The sequence below is a fragment of the Halomicrobium sp. HArcel3 genome, from assembly GCF_058933135.1.
Window position 1 is genome coordinate 91055 of the sequence record NZ_JBZYDN010000011.1, and the last position, 22477, is coordinate 113531.

A 22477-nucleotide genomic window follows, 5' to 3' on the forward strand; every position below is an offset into this window, starting at 1 on the left:
GGTCCGGCCCGGACCGGTAGCTTCCGACCCGGAAGCCGAGAGAACCTTTTATTTCGCGCGGCGTCGTTGGGTACCGACGTGAGCGAGGACGTGGCGCTGGGCGAGCTCCTGGACCTTCTCAGCGACGACTACGCCCGGGCCATCCTCGCAGTGACGAGTGTGCGACCGATGTCAGCCAAACAGATAGCCGAGGAGTGCGACATGTCCCAGCCGACGGTCTACCGACGGGCCCAGCGGTTGACGGAGTTCGAACTCCTCGAGGAACAGACCCACGTCAGGACGGGCGGGAACGACTACAACGTCTACGCGGCGACGCTCTCGGAGTTTTCCATGCAACTGGCCGAGGGCTCTTTCGAGGCCACCGTCGAGTCCTCGCCCCCGCCCGCGTTCCCTGGCGACACCGAAGACGACACCGCGGACAGATTCACCAAGATGTGGGAGAACCTCTGATATGGTCGGAATAGCCACCGCAGTTCAGTGGTTCGTCCTCGCGCTGGCCTTCGGGTCGACGGTCGTCGGCGGCTACGTCGGCTACCAGGCCTACCGCGGCTACCGCCGCCACCACAGCCGGACGATGCAGTACCTCTCGGTCGGCCTCTTCCTCCTGACGGCGGTGGCCTTCTCCACCGCGTTCGTCGGTTCGCTACTCCTCCGACAGGGCGTCCTGCCGGAATCACTCCAGCAGTCGCTCACACTCCTGACGCGGACGTTCCAGTTCGTGGGCGTGCTGTTCATCGCGTACTCGCTCCACCGGAGAGGGTGAGTCTTGGTTCGTGGACAGCTCCCGGTCACGCCCCAGTGCAACCTCCAGCGAGTGATGAGTTCGGGCACTGTGTGGACAGTACAGAGCAAGGATTGAACGATTTGGCGGAGCCGCTGTGACCACGACGTCCAACACCTCGAAAGCCCCCGGCGCGCTCTCTGGAGTCGGAATCACGACCACCAACAATACTTAGAAAGCCCTCGGCGCGCTCGACTCGCGCGACCCCGCTGCGCGCCTCGCCCTTTCATTCCACCAGGTTCCGCGTCGCTCGCGCGATGAAACGCGCTCGCGATTAAAGCCACCAGACCTCCCCGGATTCGGCGCGTCCGCGCCGAATCACGCGTCCTGACCGCTCCGCCGTCAGAACGAAGTTCTGACGAGCATCGCCTCGCCGTGCTCGGCTCAACGCAACCGCGCGGCGGTCGGCCGGGAGCGCGTTTCATCGCGCGACCAGGGGAAGGGCAGGGAAGCGGTGCTGTCCTGGAGTCCTCGTGAGCGAAGCGAACGAGGGCTCGTCAGAGCTTGCTCTGACGGTGGACTGAAAGGGCGAGGCGGGCTCCGGGAACCCCGGACCCGCAAGCACCGGAGCGGAGCGAGGAGCGCAGTCGGTCCGCGGGATCCTCGTGAGCGAAGCGAACGAGGGCTCGAAAGACGAGCGAAGCGAGTCTTTCGGTGCTGGAGCACGCCGAGGGCTTTCTGGTTCTTGCTGTCATCGTTCGTTTCACCACCTCTCTCAAGAATCACCTGTTCGACTCAGAGCCCACATCGACCAGGAGGTTCAGACGGACGTCTATCCAAAGAATCGAAGCAGAGCAGGCGCTCCCGAACTCGGCAGGTAGCACAAAAGCGAAAGGTGAGACGGGATAGGGTCGTTCCCAGCCGTCTCGTCGCCCTGAATTGGTCCCCGCTGACGCTCCGGCCCTCCAAGACGGAGCGTCAAGTGAAAACCCACCGGCAATGGATATAAGAGTTGTGGCATTTCCCGAGCGGTCGGACCAGCCAGCGGTCACTATCGTGGACGGATCCAATCAGGAACGTGACAGGAGCGCTTTCAACTGGTCGGTCGAGAAGACGGACGTCGGCCGGTCCATGTGGACGCCGATCTCCCCCTCGAAGGCCTTCATCCCGACGCGCTGGAGGAGTTCGGGGAAGGAGTAGCCCGCGCGGACGGCGTGGCCAAGGCGTATCTCGTTGCGGAGGTCGTCGCGCCACGCCGTCTCGTAGTCGGCCAGCGTCGCGGGGTCGTCGGGGTCGATGGTGCGCGCGGCGTGGTCGGCGGCGGTCATGCCGTAGAGGATGCCGCCGCCGGTGAAGGGCTTGGTCTGGGCGGCGGCGTCGCCGATCAGGAAGGAGCGCTGGCCGGTCACGCTGTCCGGCGGGCCGATGGGGATGAGCCCCGAACACCGGTTCTCCGTGTCGGCGCCGTACTCCGCGGTCAGGGCGTCGAAGCGTTCCGTGACGTCGTCGTTCGGGCCCATCGCCAGGCCGTACTCGACGCCGGCCTCGCCCCGCGGGATGCGCCAGGCGAAGAACTCCGGCACTGTGAGGTGGACGTCGACGAACTCGCCGTGGTCTGGCTCGGGGTCGAAGCCGAGCACGCCGTGGAGCAACTCGTCGGGCTCGGGCAGGTCGAGTTCGCGCCGGACGCGGGAGTTCGGGCCGTCACAGCCCGCGACCATCCTGGCCTCGTGCGTCTCGACGCCGTCGGGGCCGCGGACCTCGACGCTCACGCGGTCCGGGTGCTCCTCGACGCCGACGACGGTGTGGTCCTCGCGGAGGTCGACGCCCGCGTCGCGCGCGGCTTCGGCCAGCACTCCGTCCAGACCGACGCGGTCGATGACGTTGGAGACCGGGTCGTCCTTGTAGAAGGGGTGGGCCTCGCTGTCGGCGCCGCCGAGGTGGAAGCGCGCGCCGTACACCTCGTTCTGGAGCAACTCCTCGCGAGCGCCCTCGGGCGTGTACTCCCAGATGTCGGTGCTCACGTGGCCGGAGCAGGCCAGTGGCTCGCCGACGGTGCCCTGCTCGAAGGCGAGGACGTCGTGACCGGCCTCGCTGGCCCGGCGGGCGAACCGGGAACCGGCGGGGCCGCAGCCGACGACGACGAAATCGTGCATGTGCGAGACGTCGCGGCGACGGCCCAAATACCTTCTCCGTCGCGGCGCGAGTCGGCAGCGCCACTGTCGGGTAGCGCGGGAAGCGAGCGGCGCCTCAGCCGACGACGGCGAGTCCGCTGGGCACCTGGTGGCGGTACTCGCTCGGCCACGAGAGCGTGCACAGCTCCCACCCCCAGCCGTCGCCGCTGTGGTAGAGCCCCTGGTTCGTCAGCGCGTAGAAGCCGGTGGCGTGCGCGTCGAGGACGGCGCGGGCAATCCCCTCCGGCCCGGGGAGGCCGTCCATCGCCTGCTCCCAGGCTCCACTCTCGCTCCGCTGATAGACGTACGACGTGCCGTCGGGGTCGTGGGCGGCGTAGGCGCCGCTGGCCGCGGACACCACGACCGCGTCGGGGTCGGCGGGGTCCACTGCCAGCCCCCAGACGTAGCGGTGGTCGAGACCGTCCTGCGGGTAGCTCCAGGTGTCGCCGCCGTCGGTGGACTCGGCGTAGCCGTCGCCCGCGGCGGTGTACACTCGCCCCGGCGCGTCCGGATGGGTCCGGAGGGTGTGGTTGTCCCGTCGGCCGCCCTGGGGGTGGTCGATCCACGTCTCGCCGGCGTCGTCGGTCCGGACGAGCGCGCCGGCCTCGATGGCGACGTAGAGCCGGTCCGGGTCGTCGGGGTCGACGACGATCCACCGGACGTGGTGGGTGTCCGGCCGGGGCGGAAACGACCACCGCTCGGCGGAGGGCAAGTCGGCCAGGCCGGGGCGCTCCTCCCACGACTCGCCGCCGTCGGTCGACCGATAGACGCGGGATGGCTCCGTCCCGACCCAGACGATGTCGGGGTCGTGGGGGCTGACGGTGACCGCCGTCACGCGGTCGCCGGTGTGCAGGCTCGTCTCCCACGCATCCCCGCCGTCGGTCGAGCGCTGGAGTCCCTCGCCGACGGTGCCGACGAACACCCGGTCCGGCGCCGCGCCGCTCGCCGCGACGCACTCCAGGTCGTTGGTGACGAGCCGTTCGTGCTCGAGCCACTCCTCACCCTCGCCGTCGATGACGAGCAACCGGTCGTCGAGGGCCGCGTAGATGGTGGGCATGTGCTCCTGTAGGCGGGCTGCGATAAAGTGTGTTGGGCGGTCACACTCAATTCGCAAGTCAGTGACTCCGCGGGACGTTCGCCGCAACCCCGATTACAGCGACGCACGGAGGCAGATCGATTCGGACGGATAGTCAGTTCCGGCGTCGCCCTCGGAGGAAACAGCCGTTTCGGCGCCCTCGCGCGCTGGTTCCACGACGGCTTCGAGCGTGAACCCGGCGTCCAGGAGCGGCGTCAGGAGGTCCGCGACGGAGCGCCGGTAGTAGGTCGCTCGATTGGCCACCGCGTCGGGGTTCCACGCGACGTCGAACCGTTCGGTCTCGGTGTAGTTCGGCGCGCCCGGGGGAGTCTGCAGGTCCGCTTCGAGGTCGGCCTGCGCGTCCGAGGTCGGATACTCGCCGTCGCGGACGACCACGTAGTCGTGGACCGGGTTGTGCGTCGAGACGACGAGGTGCCCGCCGTCGACGAGGATCCGTGCGAACTCGGCGAGCGGCGTGGTCAGGTCCGGCAGGTGTGAGAAGACGTGCTGGCAGAGCACGACGTCGACGCTGGCGGGTTCGAGGACGTCGAGCGATTGGCTGAGGTCCGCTTCGACGAACGTCGCGTCGGGGACCCGCGCTCTCGCCTCGCTCAGCATCTCGTCACTGACGTCGACGCCGACCACGTCGGCGCCGCGTTCGTCGAGCATCTCGGCGTAGACGCCCGCGCCACACCCCGCGTCGAGGACGCGAGCTCCGTCCAGATCGGGGAGCATCTCTTCCATCGTCGGCCAGAGTGCCTCCGTTCGCTCGGGGGCGTCGACTATCTCTGCCCAGTGCTCGGCGAGGTCGTCGTAGTGGTCGGCGATTCGGGCATCTGATTCGTTCACGAGAAAATATCGAAGTGGATCGGTATTACGCATTTTTGACGAGAGTATCGACTGTTTCTCTTGTGTCGACCGTGACCATAGTCCGATTATTTCGACGACGAACACGTCCAGCGAACTCGGTCCGTGCGCACATCCCCCCCATCGCATTCTTACTGGACTTCGAAAGCCCCGACCGTCTCGGCTCGGGCGGCTCGCTGCGCGCGTCGCTCACTGCGTTCGCGTCCGTGCTTACTTCGCCGTCCTTCCCCGAGACGGTCGCCCCTTTCATTCCCGCCCCGCACCGCGGACCGCAGCCACAAACCTCCCCAGCCGACTCACTCGCTTCGCTCGTTCATCCCTCGCACAGTTTCGTCACGACACCTCGCTTTCGCTCGGGTCGTGACAGCGCGCGCCACCGCTGAAAAACAGTCGTTCGGATCTAGTCGTCGGCGGAGGGCGCAGCCATCTCGCGGTCTGCTCGCGGCCCCTCCAGTTCGACGTCGGGGAGCAGGTCTCGCAGGTAGCGCCCGGTGTGGGACGCTTCGGTCTGGGCGACTTCCTCGGGAGTGCCCTCGCCGACGACCTGGCCGCCGTTCTCGCCGCCCTCGGGGCCGAGGTCGACGACGTGGTCGGCGTTCTTCACCAGGTCCAGTTCGTGCTCGATGACGACGACGGTGTTGCCGTTGTCGGTGAGGCGGTGGAGGACGTCGATGAGTTTGCGCTCGTCCTCGGGGTGGAGCCCGGTCGTGGGCTCGTCGAGCAGGTAGAGCGTCTCGCCGGAGTCCTTCTTGCCGAGTTCCTCGGCCAGCTTGACGCGCTGGGCCTCGCCGCCGGAGAGGGTGGTCGAGGGCTGGCCGAGCGTCATGTAGCCCAGGCCGACGTCCTTGAGGAGCTTGAGCCGGCGGCGGATGCCGGTGTGGCCCTCGAAGAACTCGAAGGCCTCGGAGACCTCCATGTCCAGCACGTCCGCGATGGTGGCGTCCTTGTAGGTGACGTCCAGCGTCTCGTCGTTGTAGCGCGCGCCGTCGCACTCCTCGCAGGGGACCGAGACGTCCGAGAGGAAGTTCATCTCGATGGTGACGGTGCCCTGGCCGCCGCAGGCCTCACAGCGGCCGCCCTTGACGTTGAACGAGAAGCGCCCCTTCTCGTAGCCGCGCTGCTTGGCGAGGCTGGTCTCGGCGAAGAGTTCGCGGATGTGGTCGAAGACGCCGGTGTAGGTCGCGGGGTTCGACCGCGGCGTCCGGCCGATGGGCGACTGGTCGATGAGGCGGACCGTCTCTATCTGGTCCAGCCCGTCCAGGGCGTCGTGCTCGCCGGGGTCGACGCTGGTGTTGTCGTTCATCTCTCGGGCGAGGCCCTTGTACAGCACGTCGTGCATCAGGGTGGACTTGCCCGACCCGGAGACGCCGGTGATGGCGGTGAAGTTCCCGAGCGGGAGGTCCACGTCGAGGTCCTTGAGGTTGTGCTGGCGGGCGCCCTCGATGGTGATCGCCCCCTTCGACTCGCGGCGTTCGCTCGGGACCGGAATGGCGCGCTCGCCGGAGAGGTACTCGCCGGTGATCGAGCCGTCGTGGTTCATCAGTTCGTCGACGGGCTCGTTGGCGACGACCTCGCCGCCGCGCTTGCCCGGGCCGGGGCCCATGTCGACGACGGTGTCGGCCCGCCGCATCGTCTCGGTGTCGTGTTCGACGACGATGAGCGTGTTACCCAGGTCCCGGAGCTCTTCGAGCGTGTTGAGCAGGCGGTCGTTGTCGCGCTGGTGGAGCCCGATGGAGGGCTCGTCGAGGACGTACAGCACGCCCACCAGCCCGGAGCCGATCTGGGTCGCCAGGCGGATGCGCTGGCTCTCCCCGCCCGAGAGCGTCGACGCCTCACGGTCTAGCGTGAGGTACTCCAGGCCGACCTCGCACATGAAGCCGAGGCGGGCGCGGATTTCCTTGAGGATCTCTTCGGCGATCTTGGTGTCCCGGGCGCCGAGGTTGGCCTCCAGGCCCTCGAAGTGCTCCAGCGCGTCGCCGATGGACATCCGATTGACCTCGGTGATGGACGTTCCGTCGACGAGTACCGCCCGGGATTCGTCCTTCAGCCGGGTGCCGTCGCAGGACGGACACGCAGTGACGGCCATGTACTTCTCGATGTGGTCGCGGGTGCCGTCGGAGTCGGTCTCGACGTAGCGGCGTTCGAGGTTCGGGATGACCCCCTCGAAGCGCTTGGTCTTGCGCCGGGTACCGTTCCTGGTGCTGCGGCTGAACTGGACCTGCCGGTCGGTGCCCCAGAGGAACTGGCGCTGGACGTCCTCGTCGATGTCCTCCCACGGCGTCGCGAGCAGGACGTCGAAGTGCTGGGCGACGGCGTCGAGGCGGGTGCGGTAGTACGACCGGTTGTAGCTCCAGGGCTCGAAGACGTTCTTGAGCGGCTTCGAGGGGTCCTGGACGACGAGGTCAGGGTCGACCTCCTTGGCCTGGCCGATCCCCTCACACTCCGGACACGCGCCGTGGGGGCTGTTGAAGGAGAAACTCCGGGTCTCGATCTCGGAGATGTCGATGCCGCAGTGGGTACACGCCAGGTCCTCGGAGAACTCGACGACGAGGCGGTTTTCGGGTTCGTCGTTCGCGTCCTCGCCGTCGCCATCGTCGGCGTCGCTCGCAGCCAGGTCGCCCGTTCGCCGGGCGGTCGCGCCGCCGATCTCGACGTCCTCGGGGGCGTCGGGGAGGATCACTTTGATGACGCCCTCGGCCTCTTCGAGGGCGGTCTCGACGGAGTCGGTGATGCGGGAGCGCTTCTCCTCGCTGACCTTGACGCGGTCGACGACGACGTCGATGGTGTGATCGTAGTTCTCGTCGAGTTCTGGCCGGTCCATCGTGAGGTCGTACTCCTCGCCGTCGACCTCGACGCGGGCGTAGCCGTCACTGACGAGGTCGTCGAACAGGTCCTCGAAGGCGCCCTTCTGGTCGCGGACGACCGGGGCGGCGATCTTCGCCCGGGTCCCTTCGGGCAGTTCGAGCATCCGGCGGACCATGTTCTGGGCGCTCTGGGTGCCCACTTCGCGACCGCACTCGGGACAGTGGGGCGTCCCGACCCGGGCGTACAGCAGGCGCAGGTAGTCGTGCAGTTCGGTGACGGTCCCGACCGTCGAGCGGGGGTTGTTGGCGGCGTTCTTCTGGTCGATGGAGATGGCGGGCGAGAGCCCCTCGACGGTCTCGACCTGCGGCTTGTCCATCTGGCCGAGGAAGTTCCGCGCGTACGCGGAGAGCGATTCGATGTAGCGTCGCTGGCCCTCGGCGTAGATCGTCTCGAAGGCGAGCGACGATTTCCCCGACCCGGACAGTCCCGTGACGACCGTCAGTTCCTCGCGGGGAATCTCGACATCGACGTCCTTGAGATTGTGTTCCTCGGCCCCGCGGACCTCGATGTACTCCTTGGTCATCTATGGCTCCCTTCGGCACTCGGCGAGTGAAACCCTGTCGGTTTCGCGGCACCGACGCCCGGGATCCCGATCGGCCGAAATCGCGTTCGAGGAGCGCGCTGGGCGGCGATGACGATCCCGTCCAGCGATCGCTTCGAGCGCGCTCGATACCGGCGAAAAACCACCAGACTGCGACGCTTTTCGACAGCCAGATCGGCGCCGCTTCGACAGACGGGGACGGCCCCGACTCGTTCACCGAAATCGGCACGGGTTTTATATACTACTGCGAGAGGGGTACGGGCGAGGGATTCAGGATGGCAACAGGTACGCAACGCGACGTCATCGAAGGGGTCGACCTGACGGGGGACGAGTACACGGTCAAGCAGAAGCTGCTTCGCAACAAGTACAAGGTGTACGACGGGGACGGCGAGTTGATCCTCCGTGCGAAGCAGAAGCTGTTCAAGATGAAAGAGGAGTTCCCGTTCACCGACCCGGACGGGGACGACGTCTTCGAGATCAAGGCCGAGAGCATCCTCGACCACGCGGGCGACTACACGCTGACCGAGGCCGACAGCGGCGACGCCATCGCCGTCCTCGACAAGAACTGGACGCTGCTCTCCCACAAGTGGAAGATCCGGGACCCGGACGACGAGCGCCTGCTCGCGAAGATCGAATCGCGGGGCGCGCTGCTGGAACTGGTCCGCAACCTTCCCTACATCGGGGTCGTCACGGGGCTGATCCCCCACAAGTACTCCATCGAGGACACGGACGGCAACGACATCGGTGAGATCGCCGGCCAGCTCTCGCTGGCAGACACCTACGAGATCACCGTCGAGGACAGCGGCGACGCCGACAAAGAGGCGCTCGTCGCGTCGGCCATCGCCATCGACGCGCTGGAAGGCAACTGAGCGCCTATTCCGCGGGCGCCACGATCAACTCCGGCGACCGCAGGTACCGGACGACGAAGACGCCCGTCAGCAACGCGACCGTGCCAAGCGACCAGAGGACGTTCGTCAGGCCGAGGCCGATCATCGCCACGCCGAGCGCGACGAACGCGACCCCCGCGAGGGCGTACCCGCCCGGCGCGCGGAAGCCGGGGTCGACGTCGGTCCGGTAGTATCGCAGGCCGACGAACGAGAGGAGGTTGATCGCGTACGGGAGGCCGGTACCGACGATGGCCGAGACGACGAGCAACTGGAAGAAGTACTGTGGGACCGTCGCGAGCGCGCCGGCCAGCAGCGAGACGGCCGCCAGTCCGACCCACGGCACCTGGAACCGGTCGCTGACGGCACCGAACGGGCCGGGCAGGGTCCCGTTGCGCCCGAGCGCGAACAGCACCCGGCCCGCGCTCATCGTCCCGACGAGCATCGTCGTGAAGATGGCCACCAGCGCGGCGAAGGGAAGCAGGACGTCCCGCAACAGGGGGACCCCGAGGGCCGTGGCGGCGACTCCCAGCGGCGCGGTGACGGCGGGGTTCCCCTCGACGAACGCCGACGGCGCGACCTGTCCGTGAAGCGCGGCGAGCACCAGTCCGTAGAGGACGGTCGAGACTGCCAGCGACGCGACGATAGCGCGCGGGATCGTGCGTGTGGGCTCGCGGATCTCTTCGGCGCTGGCGGGGATGACCGTCCAGGCCCCGTAGGCGGTGATAGCCACCTGAACGGCGGCGAGGAACTGGACGGGACCGTCGAGGACGAACGGCCGGTAGTTCGCCGGGTCGGCCCGGGCCAGCCCCAGCGCGGCGAAGACAACGAGAATCGCCAGGAGCAGGGCGGCGAACACGAGATTGATGCGGCTGGTGACGCTCACGCCGAGCGCGTTCACGAGGAAGCTCAGCGCGATCCCCAGGATGGCGATGGGCACCGCGTGACCGCTCGCCGCCGGGACGATCATCCCGACGTAGTCGGCGATGGCCAGCGCCGAGACGGTGATGCCGAACGCCCAGCCGACGCTGTAGGACACTCCCTCCAGGTAGCTGGCGAACGCGCGAACGACGCGGGACGGCCCGAGCGTCTCGTAAGGGAAGACGGCTGGCCCCCCGGCCTGGGGAAAGGCCAGCGACAGCTCGGTGTAACAGAGCGCGATGGTCGTCATCAGGACGCCGGCACCCATCCAGGCGACGATCGCCGAGGGGCCGGTCAGTCGGCCGGTCGTCCCGGGGAAGACGAAGATGGCCGACCCGACCATCCCGCCGACGCTCAGCAGGACGCAGTCCAGCAGCCCCAGTTGCCGTTCCAGACCGGCCGACGCGTTCTCGACCGCCGTCGACTCCTCGGACATTCTGGTCCGACCTTCAGGCAGGGTCCATTTACCGTTTTCTACATTCGATATGCATATCGGAATTGGAACGATCTCGACGGGTACCCCTTTCCGTGTCGCTGCAGTACCGCTGCTATGACCGACGAGAACCGCTCGCTGCTCGCGAAATTGCTCGTGCCAGTGGGCACGCTGTACCTCGTCTCCCTCGCGCTCCAGCCACCGCCGGCCCGGTGGGTCGGCCTGGGCTGTCTCGCCGTCGTCGTCCCGCTGCTCGTCGCCAGAGCGCTTGGAACGGTCGCCGGCGTCGGGCCGTGGGCCGAGCGCGACGCCGAGTGAGTACCGGGTCTCTCTGGTCGCGTCGACGCCGGTCTAGACCTTCTCGGGCAACCAGCCACCGTCGACCTCGATATTCTCGCCGGAGACGTACGCCGCGTCCTCGCCGAGGAAGAACAGGACGGTGGCCGCGATGTCTTCGAAACTCGCCGGTCGGTCGCGGGGGAGGTCGGCGGGGAACTGGTCGGAGTTCTCGACGACGTACGGCGAGACGGCGTTGACGGTGATGCCGTCGTCGTCGGTGTCGCCGGCGAGCATCCGGGTGAACATCAGGACGCCCTTCTTGGCGACGAAGTACGGGAAGTTCTTCGGGCTGACCATGCTCTGCTCGGCAGAGGCGTAGCCGATATTCACGATGCGTCCCCACTCCTGGTCGCGCATGCCGTCGAGTGCCCGCTTCGAGCAGAGGTAGGTCCCGGTGAGGTTCGTGTCCAGCACGAGATTCCAGGTCGCCAGATCGATCTCCGCCCAGTGCTCGGGGGCGAAGGCACCGACGTTGTTGACCAGCACGTCGACCGTCCCGAGTTCCTCCTCGACGGCGGCGAACGTCTCGTCGACGCTGTCCGGGTCAGTGACGTCGCCCTGCACTGTCGTCGCCTCGACGCCTCGATCGCGAGCGCGGTCGGCGACCTCCGCGGCGGCCTCGGCACTGGAGCGGTAGTTCACCGCGACGTCCGCGCCGCAGTCCGCGATAGCGAGCAGGAGTTCCCGACCGATGCCTTTCGCACTACCCGTGACGAGTGCGGTCCGTCCCGAGAGGTCCGGCGCTGTCATGTCCCGTCGTTCGCGTGGCCGGCCCTTTAGGGTCGTGCTCTCACGGGTTCTGTCCCACCCCGTTTGCCGACAGCAGACGTGCAGGTTACGCCGGTCTGACCCGCCAGTCCGGCTATTGCGGCGGTTCGAATCCGCCTCGGTCGCGCGAATACAGTGAAATATTTACGCCGTCGAAATAGGGTACCCGTATGACCACGATCGTCGAGTTCGACGGCGCGTCGCGCGGCAACCCCGGTCCGGCCGGTATCGGCTACCGCGTCCTCCCAGACGGCGACGGCGTCGAGGGTCACGAGTACATCGGCGAAGCCACCAACAACGAGGCCGAGTACACCGCACTGATCCGCGGCCTGGAGAGCGCCCTCGAGAAGGGCTACACCGAGGTCATCGCCGAGGGCGACTCCCAGCTCGTCGTCCGGCAGGTACGGGGCCAGTACAACGTCGGCGCCGACAACCTGATTCCCCTGTACAAGGAGGCCCGCACCCTGGTCGACGAGTTCGACGACTTCGAGATCCGCCACGTCAAGCGCTCCAGGAACGAGGGCGCCGACGACCTGGCGAACGAGGCCCTCGACCAGCGGTAACATGCGGTCGGCGCAGAAACCGCCGGAGAGCGTCCAGATCGCGTTCTTCTCCCACCGGGACCCCATCAAATAACGGGAAACCGTTGCCTATATAATGGCGTATATACCCGGTAGTGTATGGCTACCATCCAGTCGTTTACCGAATCGCTCGGCGTGCTGAAGCGAAACCCGCTGTTGTTCGCGGCCGGTGCGCTGTACGCGGCGATCCTACTTCCGCAAACCGCGCTGTCGACGTTCGGTATCCCGTTCGTTCCGACGCTGTTCCAGATGGTGACGTTCTTCATCACTCCGTTCGTCATCGCCGGGCTACTGGCGATGGCTTACGAGGGGAGGAGACAGCAAACCTCGCTAGCGACGTTCAAGAAGGTCGGCAAGGACCGCTACGTTCGGCTGCTCGTCGGGAACCTGATCAGGTTCGTCCTGGACCTCGTGTTCATCGTCGTCTTCCTCGTCGTGGTGGTCTTCACCGTCGGCTTCGGCATGGCCGCGGCAATGAACGGGGGCGGCGACCCCAGCAACGCGATCATGGGGAGCGTCGGCGTGGTCGCGGTGGCCGGTATCGCGGTCGTCGGCCTCCTCTACCTGCTCGTCTCCTTCTTCATCCAGTTCTATCCCGTGGCCTACGTCGTGGACGACGTCGACGTCATCGACGGGTTCTCCCGGAGCGTCGGCCTCGTCAGGTCGAACTTCGTGCCGGCGCTGGGCTTCAGCCTCATCAAACTGGTCGTCGGCGCCCTCCTCTGGGTGCCCTCGATAGCGCTCGTCGTGGTCGCAATCCTCCTGGGCGACGGCGCCACCGGTGCGGAGATGGGCGCGACTGCGACCCAGACCGGGGGCCCCGCCGAGACGGAGATGCTCGTACTGATCGGATTCGTGGCCTACGCCTTCCTCGTCAACGTCGTCATGATTCCGTTCCGGTCGGCGTTCTCGGTCGCGTTCTACGAGAATCATCGGTAGGCAGTGCCCGCCTGGACAGGCCGGGCCGGCGTCGTACCGCTCCCGTCGGATACAGGGGCCCCTTCCGTCTCGAACGCTTCGCGTCGCACGTTCTCGGTCACTCCTCCATCGCGTCCGCCTCCCACCCCTCGGTGAAGATGCGCTCCTCGTCGGCGCCCTCGTCTTCCAGGAGTTCCGCCGTCTCGACGACCATCTGGGGGACGCCACAGACGTAGCAATCGGCCGCGTCGAGGTCGACCGCGTCCAGCGCGTCGGGCAGGTGGTCCTGCACGTGGCCAGTTCGTCCCGGCCAGTCCTCGTCGGCCCGCGAGAGGACGTAGTCGACCGCGAGGTTCTCGTTCTCGGCACGAAGTTGGTCGAGGCTCTCGCGGAAGATGAGGTGGTCCTGGTCGCGCTCGCCGAAGACGAGGTGGGCCTGCCCCTCGCCCTCACGCGCGTACTGTTTGACCATCGGGAAAATCGGCGTGATGCCGGTCCCCGTCGCGACGAAGACGGCGTCGCGGTCCATCTCGCGCACGTAGAGGTTGCCGTCGACCGGGTCGATCTCGATCTCGTCGCCGGGCGAACGGTCGTGCATCCACACCGACGCCGTCCCGTCGTCGTAGCGCTTGATGGCCAGACAGATCTGGCTGGTTCCCGGCCGCGTGATGGCGGTGTAGGGGCGCTCGACTTCATCGCCGTCGTCGTCGGTGAAATGGATGTGGGTGTGCTGGCCCGGCCGGAACTCGAAGGTGTGGTCGTCGGCGACGAGTCTGAACTGTTTGACGTCGGGCGTCATCTGGTGGACGTCTGCCACGGTGACCTGGATAGTCATGTCACTCGACTATAGGATTCGGGCAGGGAAAAGGAGTCGTTCGCCGCGGAAACCGGCCGGTGGGGAACGAGGCCCGGCCGAGTCCCTAGCAGCCTCCCGTGTCGGTAACGCCGTTACTCGTCCGTGGTCCGCGCAGACGGCGTGAGGCGGCTGTTGTGCTCCAGTCGGACGTCCACGTACTCGACGTTCGAGGTCGTCGGCGTCAGCTTCTCGTACTGGCCGCCGTCGGTGGCGTCGTGGAGCGCCGGCCCCTCGAGGTTCGGGCCGCCGGTCTTGAAGCGCGTCGGCGGGGGCGCCACGTCGTTGTCCGTCGCGTCGCGGCCGACGAACACGGTGTCCCTGGTCTCGGAGCCGCCCATCGCGAAGTGACCGATGTTGAAGTCCGCGACGACGCTGTCCGCGAGGATGGAGGTCTGGAACTCCGTCCAGACACCCGAGTGCTCGCACTTGTAGGCGGTGAAGCCGGTGAGCAGGTCCTCCCGATTCTTGGGGATCTCGTCGGGGTCGATCTCCATCGGTTCGAGTTGCATCATCAGCCCGATCCCCTGGCAGATGTGCTGGTAGTGCGACATCCGCCACGAGCGAAGGAGGGCGTCCTCGGAGACGTCACCGGTGTAGCCGTCCAGCTGTTTCTGCGGGCGAACCGAGTAGGAGTGGGCGAGGTTGTCCTCGAAGGTGATCTCGAACTCGCTGGCGTCGAGCCCCACGTCCGATTCGTCGTGGCCGTCGTAGAAGAAGCCCATCGCGCCGTAGCCACCCGCAGCGTGGTTCCCGACGAGCTCGTTGCTGGGATTGGAGATCCAGAACGCGGCCGGTCGATAGCTGTTCTGTTGTTTCGGTCGCCGGCGGACGTCGCCCGGATTCTCCAGGTAGCCCCCGAAGGCCCGGTCGGACTCCCTGACGTTCTTCGTGAGGATCGCCAGGTTCTCCCGGAAGACGTTGCCCTCCTCTTCTGGGAGTCCCTCCTCGACGATGTAGGAGTGGTCGATCGTGTCGAAGACGACGTTGCCTTCGATCAGGACGTTGCCAGTGCCGTGGGCGTTGATCCCGCGCTGGAAGCTGTGCCAGACGCTGTTGTGCCTGACGTAGGAGCCGTCCTGGTCGTGGCCGTGGTGGAAGTGCAGCGGGTACCTGGCCTGGATGCCGGTCTGGCCCATGCGGAACGCTTCGAGCCCCTCGATCCGGACCCGGCCGGGGTCGGCGAAGATTCCGTGGCCGCCGAACCCGGGGGCGTACTCCGAGTCGACGCCCTGGTTCCGGTCGCGATAGCTGAGTTCGTCGCCACGGAGTTCGACGTTGCGAGTGAGCAGGCCGACCTCGGCCCGCATGTCGAGTTCCGTGCCGGCGTGGGTCTCGACCGCGCCGTAGTGGTCGTGTTCGAGCGGTTCGTCCAGCGTCACCTGGTTCCCGCTGACGGATTCGACCGCTCGCCGTTCGGCCTGCCAGGGGTCCGACCCGCTGGGGGCGATGGCGATCTGGTCGCCCGCCTCCCAGTCGACGGCGTCGGCGAGCGTGATGGTTTCCGCACCGGCGTCGGCGGAGGCGTCGAGTTGCGTCCAGTCGGTCTTCTCCCGACTGGCGCCGTGGATCTCGATCGACCCGCCGTCCCAGGTGCCGAGGAACTTCGTCCCGATGGCCATGTCGCCCTCGCCTCTGACGTTCTCGTGACCGAGGCCCACGAGCGTGATCCGGGCCTCGTGTTCGTACGGGTCGTCCTCCGACCCGATGCGGATCAGCGAGTTCGACCCCTCGGCGAGCAGCCACGTCGTCGTGAGTTCCAGGTCGACGTCGTCGCCGTCGTCCTCGCCGTCCGCCCCCGCGACGATGGAACAGGCCTCCGTCTGCTCCCAGACGTCGGCCTCGCCGGGTTCGTCGTCCTGCGTGTACCACTGGGCCTCCCAGTTCGCGCCGTCGTGGGAGACGACGTCTCCGGACGTGTAGGCGGCGTCGTGGGAGTCGACGGGCTGCCACCGGGGCGCACAGGCGGTCCCCTCTCCGTCGAACCGTCCGGAACTGTCACCGCTCTCTTCGAGCACCAGTTGGTTCGTGCCGTCACTCCCGTCGCCGTCGGCGGTGCCCTCACACGGGCCGAGTTCCTCCCAGGGACCCCACTGACGGGCACCCGGTTCGTCGCCTTCGGTCCACCACTGGGCTTCCCAGCGCGTCCCGTCGTAGGTGGCCCTGTCGCCCTGCCTGTAGACCGTTCCCGAGTCCCAGGGGGCCGGGCACGACGCCGCGTCGCTGGAATCGTCGCTTCCGCCGGTATCGGTACCGTCGTTGTCACTGCCGCTGCCGGTGCTGCCGTCACTGCCGTCGTCACTGTCGCTGCTGCCGCCACTCCCGCTGTTGTCGCCGCTGACGATCGAGTCGTCGGCGAACTCGAGGGTGCCGTTGACGAGGACGCCGTCCAGCGGCGGCGGGCTGGTGTCGAGCACGACGTGATCGTCCTCCTCGATGGTCACCTGGTCCCCTGCTTCGGGGAGCGAGCCGTCCCAGGTCGCCGGGTCCGACCACCTGCTCGGTTCGCTCGCCTCCTGTGCCGATGCCACGTTCGTTCCGAGGGCGCCCGCTGCGACGAGGCCACCAGTCGCCTGGAGAAACCGTCGCCGTCCCAGAGCCCCCGTTCGATCCGTCTCGTTCGATTTACGTTCTTCTGTCATAGATTGCTCTCGTGATTGTGTCCCGCCGATTCGGGACGCAGATTCTCGTCCGCCGCACTGCCCTCGCTCACTCACCGGGCTGCCCGCGGCACCCGTCCAGCGCCCCGGGCTCCCGGACGTGACCCCCCAGGACGGGAACGCCACCAGCCGTCCTGGATTTCATATCGGGCTTCAGTATAATAAATTCCAGTACTATAGATATTGCACGCAACCTTTTCCGCTGGCAATACACTTACCCTGGAACGACAGCGTCGGTACGCGACGGTCGATACCCTGAACGATTTTGCTGGGTGAGTCCCCCAACCGTTGACCCGGTCGACCAGGCGGCAGCTCGCCCTCGCAGCCGGTCAGCGTGACGACCGCTCTAGATAGGCCGGAGCGACGCAACGTTCTCGCTCACTATCGGGAGCAGGCTCCGTTCAGTCGGCGGCCTGTTCGGACTGACGCGTCTTCTCGACCTGCAGTGGGTCGGCCGACGACGCCGCGGTCACCAGTCGCAGGAACTGGCCGGCGTTCGTGAGGAGCTTGTTCTCCGCCTTCCGGAGGTGTTCTTCGTACGTCGAGCGGGCGACGGCCGTCTGGTCGGCCAGGTCCCGGAGCGACGTCTTCCGCGGTTGCTCGTAGTAGCCGCTCTCGAGCGCCAGCCGGAGGGCCGCCAGCTGTCGGTCGGTCACCGTTTCGAACAACTGGTCGACCGGGGCCAGCATGCTGTGGGGAATCTGCTGTTCCGTGATGGCCGTCTTCGAGAGCACCTCGACGTCCCGGTCGGCCTCGAGATCCCGCAAGAGGGCCTGTACGTCGGTCTCGTCGAACGCGATAACCGTGTAGTGTTCCCACCCCTGGCGGTGGATCGTCGGCGGCTGGTAGAGACAGTTGTACTCCTCGAACCGTTCGATGATGGAACCCTCGAGCGAACAGAGACAGGACTGCGTGACGACGTGGAGGCCGGACTCGTCGACCGATTCGTGGAGGATGGTTCCAAGCTGGTCGATCTCGTCTCGGAGCTCGTCGGTCGGGGACGCCGAGGAGGAGAGTTCGATAACCTGGCAGTCGCTCAGGTACCACTCGCGGATCGTGAGGTCCGGGTGGCGTTCCGAGATTTCTCGGTACGGACACTCGTGTTTGACCCGGAACGAGGCCTCGTAGAGGCTCATACGTGATCGGACGGTTCTGATAGAATTAAGAGTGCCGGTCATGTCCGGCACGAGCTATATGCGGTTTCTTCGTCTACGAGGAACCACTGATGCCAGCAATCTCCCCAGACCGACTCGGTGACCGCTTGCGGACCGACGGCGACGGCCTCGTCGTCCTCGATATTCGCCACGAACAGGCGTTCGAGGAGTGGCACGTTCCGGGCAGTTGCAACGTCGACGTCTACGACGAACTGACCGCCGACCCCGAGTCGGCGAAGGACGCCCTCGCAGAGCTCCCCGACGACGGCCAGATCGTCACCGTCTGCGCCGCGGGCGTCGTCTCCCAGACCGCGACCGACGTCCTCCGGGAGATGGGCTACGACGCACTGACGCTCACGGACGGGATGAACGGCTGGAGTCGCGTCCACCGGCATGCAGAGGTGCCCGCCGATATCGATGGCACGCTGATCCAGATCGCCCGGCCGGGGAAGGGCTGCCTCTCGCACGTCCTCGTCTCCGACGGCGAGGCCGCCGTCTTCGACCCCTCGCACTACCTCGACGAGTACGAGGCGGTCCTCGACGAGTACGACGCCGAACTCGTCGGCGTCTTCGACACGCACGCTCACGCCGACCACGTCTCGGGCGCGGCAGAACTCGCCGCCCGGCACGACGTCCCCTACTATCTCCACCCGAAGGATGCACTCGCCATCGACGCGACGCCGATCGAGGACGGACAGACCGTCACGGTCGGCAGTCTCGACATCGAGGTCATTCACACCCCCGGACACAGCGAGGGGAGCGTCTCGTTCGACGTCGGCGGTGCAGCGCTACTGACGGGCGACACGCTCTTTCACGACAGCGTGGGTCGCGTCGAACTCGGCGTCGAAGCCGGGATCGAGGACTCAGATATCGAGCAGAACGCCGCGACACTGTACGAGAGTCTCCAGCGCCTGCTGGCCCGGCCGGACGACGCCGTCGTCCTGCCGGCCCACGACCCCGGTTCACCCGAACCGCCGGTGACGGCGACGCTCGGTGACGTCAGGGAACGGAACGCCGACCTCGGACGCGACCGCGAGGACTTCGTCGAGGCGCTCGCCGCTGACGTCCCGGACCACCCGCCGAACTTCGAGCGCGTTAAGCGAACGAACGTCGGGCAGGAGTCGGTGCCCGCCGACGAACTGGCCGAACTGGAACTGGGGCCGAACAACTGTGCCGCGGAGTAACCCATGAGTACGGCCACCGAACTCAGACAGGGAATCCGCGAGCACCTCGGACAGTTCTCGCTGCACGTCCTGCTCGTGTTCGCGACCGGGCTGACTATTGGGTCCGAACGCGCCGTCGTCCCCGTCCTGGGCCGGGACGTCCTCGGCGTCGAGTCATTGTTCGTCATCGGCTCGTTCGTCGTCTCGTTCGGGATCGTCAAGTCGATCCTCAACCTCTACGCCGGGAAGTGGGGCGAGGAGTACGGCCGCAAGCCCGTCCTCGTTCTCGGGTGGGCGACCGCACTCCCGCTCCCGCTCGTCCTCGTCTTCGCCCCCAGCTGGGGCTGGATCACGGTCGGGAACGTCCTGCTCGGGATCAACCAGGCGCTGACCTGGAGCATGGCGATCAACGCCAAGATCGATCTGGCGGGTCCGGACCAGCGCGGCCTCGCGGTCGGCATCGACGAGGCGTTCGGGTACAGCGGCGTCGCCGTCGGTGCCTGGATCACTGGCCTCATCGCCGGCCAGACGAGTCTCCGGCCCGAACCGTTCTACTTCCTCGCCGTGGTCGTCGTCCTCGCGTTCCTGGTCTCTATCTTCCTGATCAGGGAGACGGTGCAGTACGCGCAGGCCGAGGGCGACGACGACGACCACGACGCGAACCTCCCGTTCGACGAGGTGCTCAAGCGGGCGACCTACGGCGACAGGACGCTGTTCGCCGCGGCGCAGGCCGGTCACATAGAGAACTTCGTGGACACGCTGTTCTGGATCGCCGTGCCGCTGTACCTCACGAGCCAGGGCCTGGGCATCGCAGCGGTCGGCGTCGTCGTCGGCGTCCACAGCGCGATGTACTTCCTCCAGATCGCGACCGGTGGGCTCGCCGACCGCATCGGTCGCCGGCCGCCCGTGGTCGCGGGGATGTTCCTCGCGGGCGGCGGCGTCCTCGGGATGGTGTTGGTCGATGGGTACCTCCCGTGGACCGTCCTAGCCGCCGTCTCCGGGCTGGGCATGGCGTTGCTGTACCCGAACCTGATGACGGTTCCCAGCGACGCGGCCCACCCGACGTGGCGGTCGGCCGGCATGGGCGTCTACCGGATGTGGCGTGACTCCGGCTACGCGGTCGGCGCGATTCTGATCGGGCTCTCGATGGAGTTCGTGAGCGCCGAGGCGGCGTTCTACGTCACCGCCATCCTGATGTTCGTCTCCGGCGCGGTCGTGTACGTCTGGATGGAGGAGACCCACCCCGACTTCGGGACGCACGAACCGCCCGCCCCCGCGCCAGACCCATCGGCCCGGACAGTGGCCGAGGACTGATCGCCGGTGAGTGTTGCTTCTTGGGGTTGCTGACGACGTCAGTTCTTAATCGATCGTGGGTGTGCTCCCTCGACGGTGTGATATCACAAGAACGGAGGGACGTGAGGCCTCTGAGGATATGGATATCGACGCCGATGGAGTGGCAAACGGAGCGATAGGCGGAAGCCGAGTCGTCGCTCGGACCGCCCACTGTTCCAGGGGACCACGCCCGAGGGTGAGCTCCGAACGCTTATTCCAGCGTCCGCAATAGCGTGAGATATATGACGAGTTCCACGCGCGACGTCGACGACCTCGACCGCGAGGACGAGATCCGAATGTGGCGCGAGGGCGACTGGTGGGTCATCACCGACGTGGAAACGGGCGTCACCACCCAGGGCGAGACTCGCGAGGAGGCCCTGGAGATGCTGGACGAGGCAGTAGCACTCTACCACGGAGAAGCCGGAGAGTCTATCGACACCCCCGAGGAAGAGCGCGAGGCGCTCAGGGAGATGGGCATCGACTCCGACGAAGTAGGAGCCGCTCGCGAAGGAAACGACGAACTTCCAGATTTCATTCCATGACGCCTGATGCCCAGGGATCTCTCTGGTCGTGAGGTCGTCAAGGCGCTGATGAAGAACCGTTTCTACATCGCTGATCGGACCGGGAGTCACGTCAAGCTTCGATACGAGCACCCGTCGAACGACGACGATATTCGGATCGTCAGCGCCCCGATCCACGACAGTATCAGGGTCGGGACCCTCCGGAACATCGCCGAACAGTCCGGAGCAGAGGACTTCGAGGCGTGCTGCCAGTGGATCGAAGCGAACTGCTGACTTCGCAGGGTGGAGAGCAACCGATTCTTTCGCGTCTCGACGGAAGCCATTCTGGACTCCACAAGGGAGGAAGAGTGATCGGTAGTAATTCGATTCGAAACGGACTTTCTAACCTTCACGTTTCGACTGCAAAATACAGCCTCGATAACGCTACCGGCGACTAGCCGGATAGTTCGACAAGACGGAACAACAGGATGGACTCGTCGGGAGTCAAGCACACTGCGTGAAAGAATCGTACTAATCTCGGCACAATCTGGCGATTAGTGTGACAGGAATTATTGTCGAATCACGGTAACTGCAGGTCGATACCGAACGAAATAGTTCTCGATTTTCTGAGCTCAGGAAAATAGATAGACCACGTGATATCGAACACTAGTTCAAAGAAGAATGACCAATCTTTGGCTCTGACCGAACCCGGCATCCAACTGCTGATTCCATCGAATGAAATGCATAAAGTGCATCGAGTCCTTGATGGCTTGATGGTAGTAATTTCTAAATGTGGACCGCATTACCCCTACTACCGGGCTGCTCGTCGGCCTAAAACGAACACAAGTAGTGCAATGAGTGTGGGGCCAAGTAATGCCTCAATCGTAGTGAGGACCTCAGCAGGCAGGGTTTCCGCAACCAGTCCTCCGTAGCGGTTGCCAGTTGCAAATAGCATCGCACTGTGATAGAAACTCTTCCAAAGTAAAAGCGGATTTTGGCTAATTTCGGCATACGTGAGTACGGTTCCAGTATCAAGGTTAGAGCTCATCCTGATCCCTACTAAGGGGTAGAGCAGTCCGAAGAAAACTATCGCACCGAGGCTGTAAGCGATAACCCGCCATGGGCTTTCACCATATAGGAGAGTAGCACGCGCAACTCTTGCCCGACTATATCTGACACTTGCAATCGCTCGTTCTTCCCATGAAATACCCTCTTTTGCCGCTCGCTTGTACTGGTTTTTTTGGATGTCCTGACGTCTTATGAAGGAGCGTGCTTGCAGTCGGGGTCGGGCATGCTTCCTTCCTAGCTCTTCTAGCGCTCGATAGACACTTTTTGCTTTGGCAGCATCTGCTTCTTGATTGTTATCCCCATAGCTTGGGTCGTAAGCGCAGTATTGCCGTGAACGGAGCGTGGACAAAGTATGAGGGGATCTTGAACTACACTTGGCGGCTTCTCCTAAGAATTTTGTCGCCTCATTTATCCGAACATCACCCATTATAACACCAGATAATTTTGCACCCCTTAAATCAGCGTCAAATAATGAAGCTCTGCTCAGCTGTGCCGATTCAAAATTTGAATCCCGAAGATCTGCCTTTATAAACACTGCATCTGTTAAATTACATTTGGAAAAGTTTTCACTTTGCAGATCAACTGAAGTGAAGTCTGCTTGCTTAAGAGACGTTCTCTCAAAAGTCACACCATTCGCAAACGACGTAGGCTCTCGGCTGC

20 protein-coding genes are annotated in these 22477 nt (G+C 65.6%); 10 read left to right on the forward strand and 10 right to left on the reverse strand.

What is annotated here, in order from left to right:
* Positions 1 to 78 precede the first annotated feature (78 nt).
* A complete protein-coding gene (locus tag AC5FRV_RS19880) occupies positions 79 to 450 on the forward strand; it encodes a helix-turn-helix domain-containing protein (protein WP_493562817.1) in 372 nt (123 codons plus the stop codon).
* A gap of 1 nt (position 451) precedes the next feature.
* Positions 452 to 763, forward strand: coding sequence for a DUF7521 family protein (locus AC5FRV_RS19885; RefSeq protein WP_493562818.1), 312 nt, complete (start codon positions 452 to 454; stop codon positions 761 to 763).
* A 1028-nt stretch (positions 764 to 1791) separates the two neighbouring features.
* On the opposite strand, the gene AC5FRV_RS19890 is transcribed toward AC5FRV_RS19885, so the two are convergent.
* The 4 genes from AC5FRV_RS19890 to uvrA all read right to left on the reverse strand — a co-directional run bounded on the left by AC5FRV_RS19890 (position 1792) and on the right by uvrA (position 8225).
* On the reverse strand, positions 1792 to 2877 hold the full coding sequence (locus AC5FRV_RS19890; protein WP_493562819.1) for a geranylgeranyl reductase family protein: 1086 nt from the start codon (positions 2875 to 2877) through the stop codon (positions 1792 to 1794).
* Between the two features lie 94 nt (positions 2878 to 2971).
* A complete protein-coding gene (locus AC5FRV_RS19895; protein WP_493562820.1) occupies positions 2972 to 3952 on the reverse strand; it encodes a WD40/YVTN/BNR-like repeat-containing protein in 981 nt (326 codons plus the stop codon).
* A 93-nt stretch (positions 3953 to 4045) separates the two neighbouring features.
* Complete coding sequence (locus AC5FRV_RS19900; RefSeq protein ID WP_493562821.1) at positions 4046 to 4819, reverse strand: class I SAM-dependent methyltransferase; 774 nt, start codon at positions 4817 to 4819, stop codon at positions 4046 to 4048.
* Between the two features lie 418 nt (positions 4820 to 5237).
* The gene (gene uvrA, locus AC5FRV_RS19905; protein ID WP_493562822.1) at positions 5238 to 8225 is read right to left on the reverse strand and encodes an excinuclease ABC subunit UvrA; all 2988 of its coding nucleotides are present in this window, start codon (positions 8223 to 8225) and stop codon (positions 5238 to 5240) included.
* Positions 8226 to 8518: 293 nt separating this feature from the next.
* Between uvrA and AC5FRV_RS19910 the strand changes: the two genes are divergently transcribed.
* Entirely contained in the window at positions 8519 to 9112 is a 594-nt protein-coding gene (locus AC5FRV_RS19910) for an LURP-one-related/scramblase family protein (protein ID WP_493562823.1), read from the forward strand.
* Between the two features lie 4 nt (positions 9113 to 9116).
* Here AC5FRV_RS19910 and AC5FRV_RS19915 read toward each other — a convergent pair whose 3' ends face one another.
* Complete coding sequence (locus AC5FRV_RS19915) at positions 9117 to 10484, reverse strand: APC family permease (protein ID WP_493562824.1); 1368 nt, start codon at positions 10482 to 10484, stop codon at positions 9117 to 9119.
* 114 nt (positions 10485 to 10598) lie between these two features.
* On the opposite strand from AC5FRV_RS19915, the gene AC5FRV_RS19920 reads away from it, so the two are divergent.
* Positions 10599 to 10799: a hypothetical protein gene (locus AC5FRV_RS19920; RefSeq protein WP_493562825.1), complete on the forward strand. Its 201-nt coding sequence runs from the start codon at positions 10599 to 10601 to the stop codon at positions 10797 to 10799.
* A gap of 33 nt (positions 10800 to 10832) precedes the next feature.
* Here the strand turns inward: AC5FRV_RS19920 and AC5FRV_RS19925 are convergent, their stop codons facing one another.
* Positions 10833 to 11570 carry an SDR family NAD(P)-dependent oxidoreductase gene (locus tag AC5FRV_RS19925; protein WP_493562826.1) on the reverse strand — a complete coding sequence of 246 codons (738 nt, stop codon included), beginning with the start codon at positions 11568 to 11570 and terminating at the stop codon, positions 10833 to 10835.
* A gap of 188 nt (positions 11571 to 11758) precedes the next feature.
* On the opposite strand from AC5FRV_RS19925, the gene AC5FRV_RS19930 reads away from it, so the two are divergent.
* The gene (locus AC5FRV_RS19930; RefSeq protein WP_493562827.1) at positions 11759 to 12151 is read left to right on the forward strand and encodes a ribonuclease HI family protein; all 393 of its coding nucleotides are present in this window, start codon (positions 11759 to 11761) and stop codon (positions 12149 to 12151) included.
* Between the two features lie 117 nt (positions 12152 to 12268).
* Positions 12269 to 13108: a DUF7847 domain-containing protein gene (locus AC5FRV_RS19935; RefSeq protein WP_493562828.1), complete on the forward strand. Its 840-nt coding sequence runs from the start codon at positions 12269 to 12271 to the stop codon at positions 13106 to 13108.
* A 97-nt stretch (positions 13109 to 13205) separates the two neighbouring features.
* Here the strand turns inward: AC5FRV_RS19935 and AC5FRV_RS19940 are convergent, their stop codons facing one another.
* The 3 genes from AC5FRV_RS19940 to AC5FRV_RS19950 all read right to left on the reverse strand — a co-directional run bounded on the left by AC5FRV_RS19940 (position 13206) and on the right by AC5FRV_RS19950 (position 17736).
* A complete protein-coding gene (locus AC5FRV_RS19940; RefSeq protein WP_493562829.1) occupies positions 13206 to 13922 on the reverse strand; it encodes a ferredoxin--NADP reductase in 717 nt (238 codons plus the stop codon).
* Between the two features lie 113 nt (positions 13923 to 14035).
* Positions 14036 to 16582: a G8 domain-containing protein gene (locus tag AC5FRV_RS19945; protein ID WP_493562830.1), complete on the reverse strand. Its 2547-nt coding sequence runs from the start codon at positions 16580 to 16582 to the stop codon at positions 14036 to 14038.
* A 419-nt stretch (positions 16583 to 17001) separates the two neighbouring features.
* On the reverse strand, positions 17002 to 17736 hold the full coding sequence (locus AC5FRV_RS19950) for a helix-turn-helix domain-containing protein (protein ID WP_493562831.1): 735 nt from the start codon (positions 17734 to 17736) through the stop codon (positions 17002 to 17004).
* An 89-nt stretch (positions 17737 to 17825) separates the two neighbouring features.
* On the opposite strand from AC5FRV_RS19950, the gene AC5FRV_RS19955 reads away from it, so the two are divergent.
* The 4 genes from AC5FRV_RS19955 (at position 17826) to AC5FRV_RS19970 (ending at position 21043) form a co-directional block, all read left to right on the forward strand.
* Complete coding sequence (locus AC5FRV_RS19955; RefSeq protein WP_493562832.1) at positions 17826 to 18938, forward strand: MBL fold metallo-hydrolase; 1113 nt, start codon at positions 17826 to 17828, stop codon at positions 18936 to 18938.
* Positions 18939 to 18941: 3 nt separating this feature from the next.
* A complete protein-coding gene (locus tag AC5FRV_RS19960) occupies positions 18942 to 20231 on the forward strand; it encodes an MFS transporter (RefSeq protein ID WP_493562833.1) in 1290 nt (429 codons plus the stop codon).
* 260 nt (positions 20232 to 20491) lie between these two features.
* A complete protein-coding gene (locus AC5FRV_RS19965) occupies positions 20492 to 20791 on the forward strand; it encodes a type II toxin-antitoxin system HicB family antitoxin (protein WP_493562834.1) in 300 nt (99 codons plus the stop codon).
* A gap of 3 nt (positions 20792 to 20794) precedes the next feature.
* Positions 20795 to 21043: a type II toxin-antitoxin system HicA family toxin gene (locus AC5FRV_RS19970; protein ID WP_493562837.1), complete on the forward strand. Its 249-nt coding sequence runs from the start codon at positions 20795 to 20797 to the stop codon at positions 21041 to 21043.
* Positions 21044 to 21560: 517 nt separating this feature from the next.
* Here AC5FRV_RS19970 and AC5FRV_RS19975 read toward each other — a convergent pair.
* Positions 21561 to 22477 (reverse strand): pentapeptide repeat-containing protein (locus AC5FRV_RS19975; protein WP_493562835.1); only part of this gene is annotated, 917 nt, incomplete at its 5' end.

Excerpts from the sequence above, each read along its gene's own strand:
- AC5FRV_RS19930 (WP_493562827.1), top strand. The coding sequence starts at position 11,759 with ATGACCACGATCGTCGAGTTCGACGGCGCGTCGCGCGGCAACCCCGGT.
- AC5FRV_RS19895 (WP_493562820.1), bottom strand. The coding sequence starts at position 3,952 with ATGCCCACCATCTACGCGGCCCTCGACGACCGGTTGCTCGTCATCGAC.
- AC5FRV_RS19950 (WP_493562831.1), bottom strand. The coding sequence starts at position 17,736 with ATGAGCCTCTACGAGGCCTCGTTCCGGGTCAAACACGAGTGTCCGTAC.
- AC5FRV_RS19885 (WP_493562818.1), top strand. The coding sequence starts at position 452 with ATGGTCGGAATAGCCACCGCAGTTCAGTGGTTCGTCCTCGCGCTGGCC.
- AC5FRV_RS19965 (WP_493562834.1), top strand. The coding sequence starts at position 20,492 with ATGACGAGTTCCACGCGCGACGTCGACGACCTCGACCGCGAGGACGAG.
- AC5FRV_RS19955 (WP_493562832.1), top strand. The coding sequence starts at position 17,826 with ATGCCAGCAATCTCCCCAGACCGACTCGGTGACCGCTTGCGGACCGAC.
- AC5FRV_RS19920 (WP_493562825.1), top strand. The coding sequence starts at position 10,599 with ATGACCGACGAGAACCGCTCGCTGCTCGCGAAATTGCTCGTGCCAGTG.
- uvrA (WP_493562822.1), bottom strand. The coding sequence starts at position 8,225 with ATGACCAAGGAGTACATCGAGGTCCGCGGGGCCGAGGAACACAATCTC.
- AC5FRV_RS19940 (WP_493562829.1), bottom strand. The coding sequence starts at position 13,922 with ATGACTATCCAGGTCACCGTGGCAGACGTCCACCAGATGACGCCCGAC.
- AC5FRV_RS19925 (WP_493562826.1), bottom strand. The coding sequence starts at position 11,570 with ATGACAGCGCCGGACCTCTCGGGACGGACCGCACTCGTCACGGGTAGT.
- AC5FRV_RS19915 (WP_493562824.1), bottom strand. The coding sequence starts at position 10,484 with ATGTCCGAGGAGTCGACGGCGGTCGAGAACGCGTCGGCCGGTCTGGAA.
- AC5FRV_RS19910 (WP_493562823.1), top strand. The coding sequence starts at position 8,519 with ATGGCAACAGGTACGCAACGCGACGTCATCGAAGGGGTCGACCTGACG.
- AC5FRV_RS19935 (WP_493562828.1), top strand. The coding sequence starts at position 12,269 with ATGGCTACCATCCAGTCGTTTACCGAATCGCTCGGCGTGCTGAAGCGA.
- AC5FRV_RS19945 (WP_493562830.1), bottom strand. The coding sequence starts at position 16,582 with ATGACAGAAGAACGTAAATCGAACGAGACGGATCGAACGGGGGCTCTG.
- AC5FRV_RS19960 (WP_493562833.1), top strand. The coding sequence starts at position 18,942 with ATGAGTACGGCCACCGAACTCAGACAGGGAATCCGCGAGCACCTCGGA.
- AC5FRV_RS19890 (WP_493562819.1), bottom strand. The coding sequence starts at position 2,877 with ATGCACGATTTCGTCGTCGTCGGCTGCGGCCCCGCCGGTTCCCGGTTC.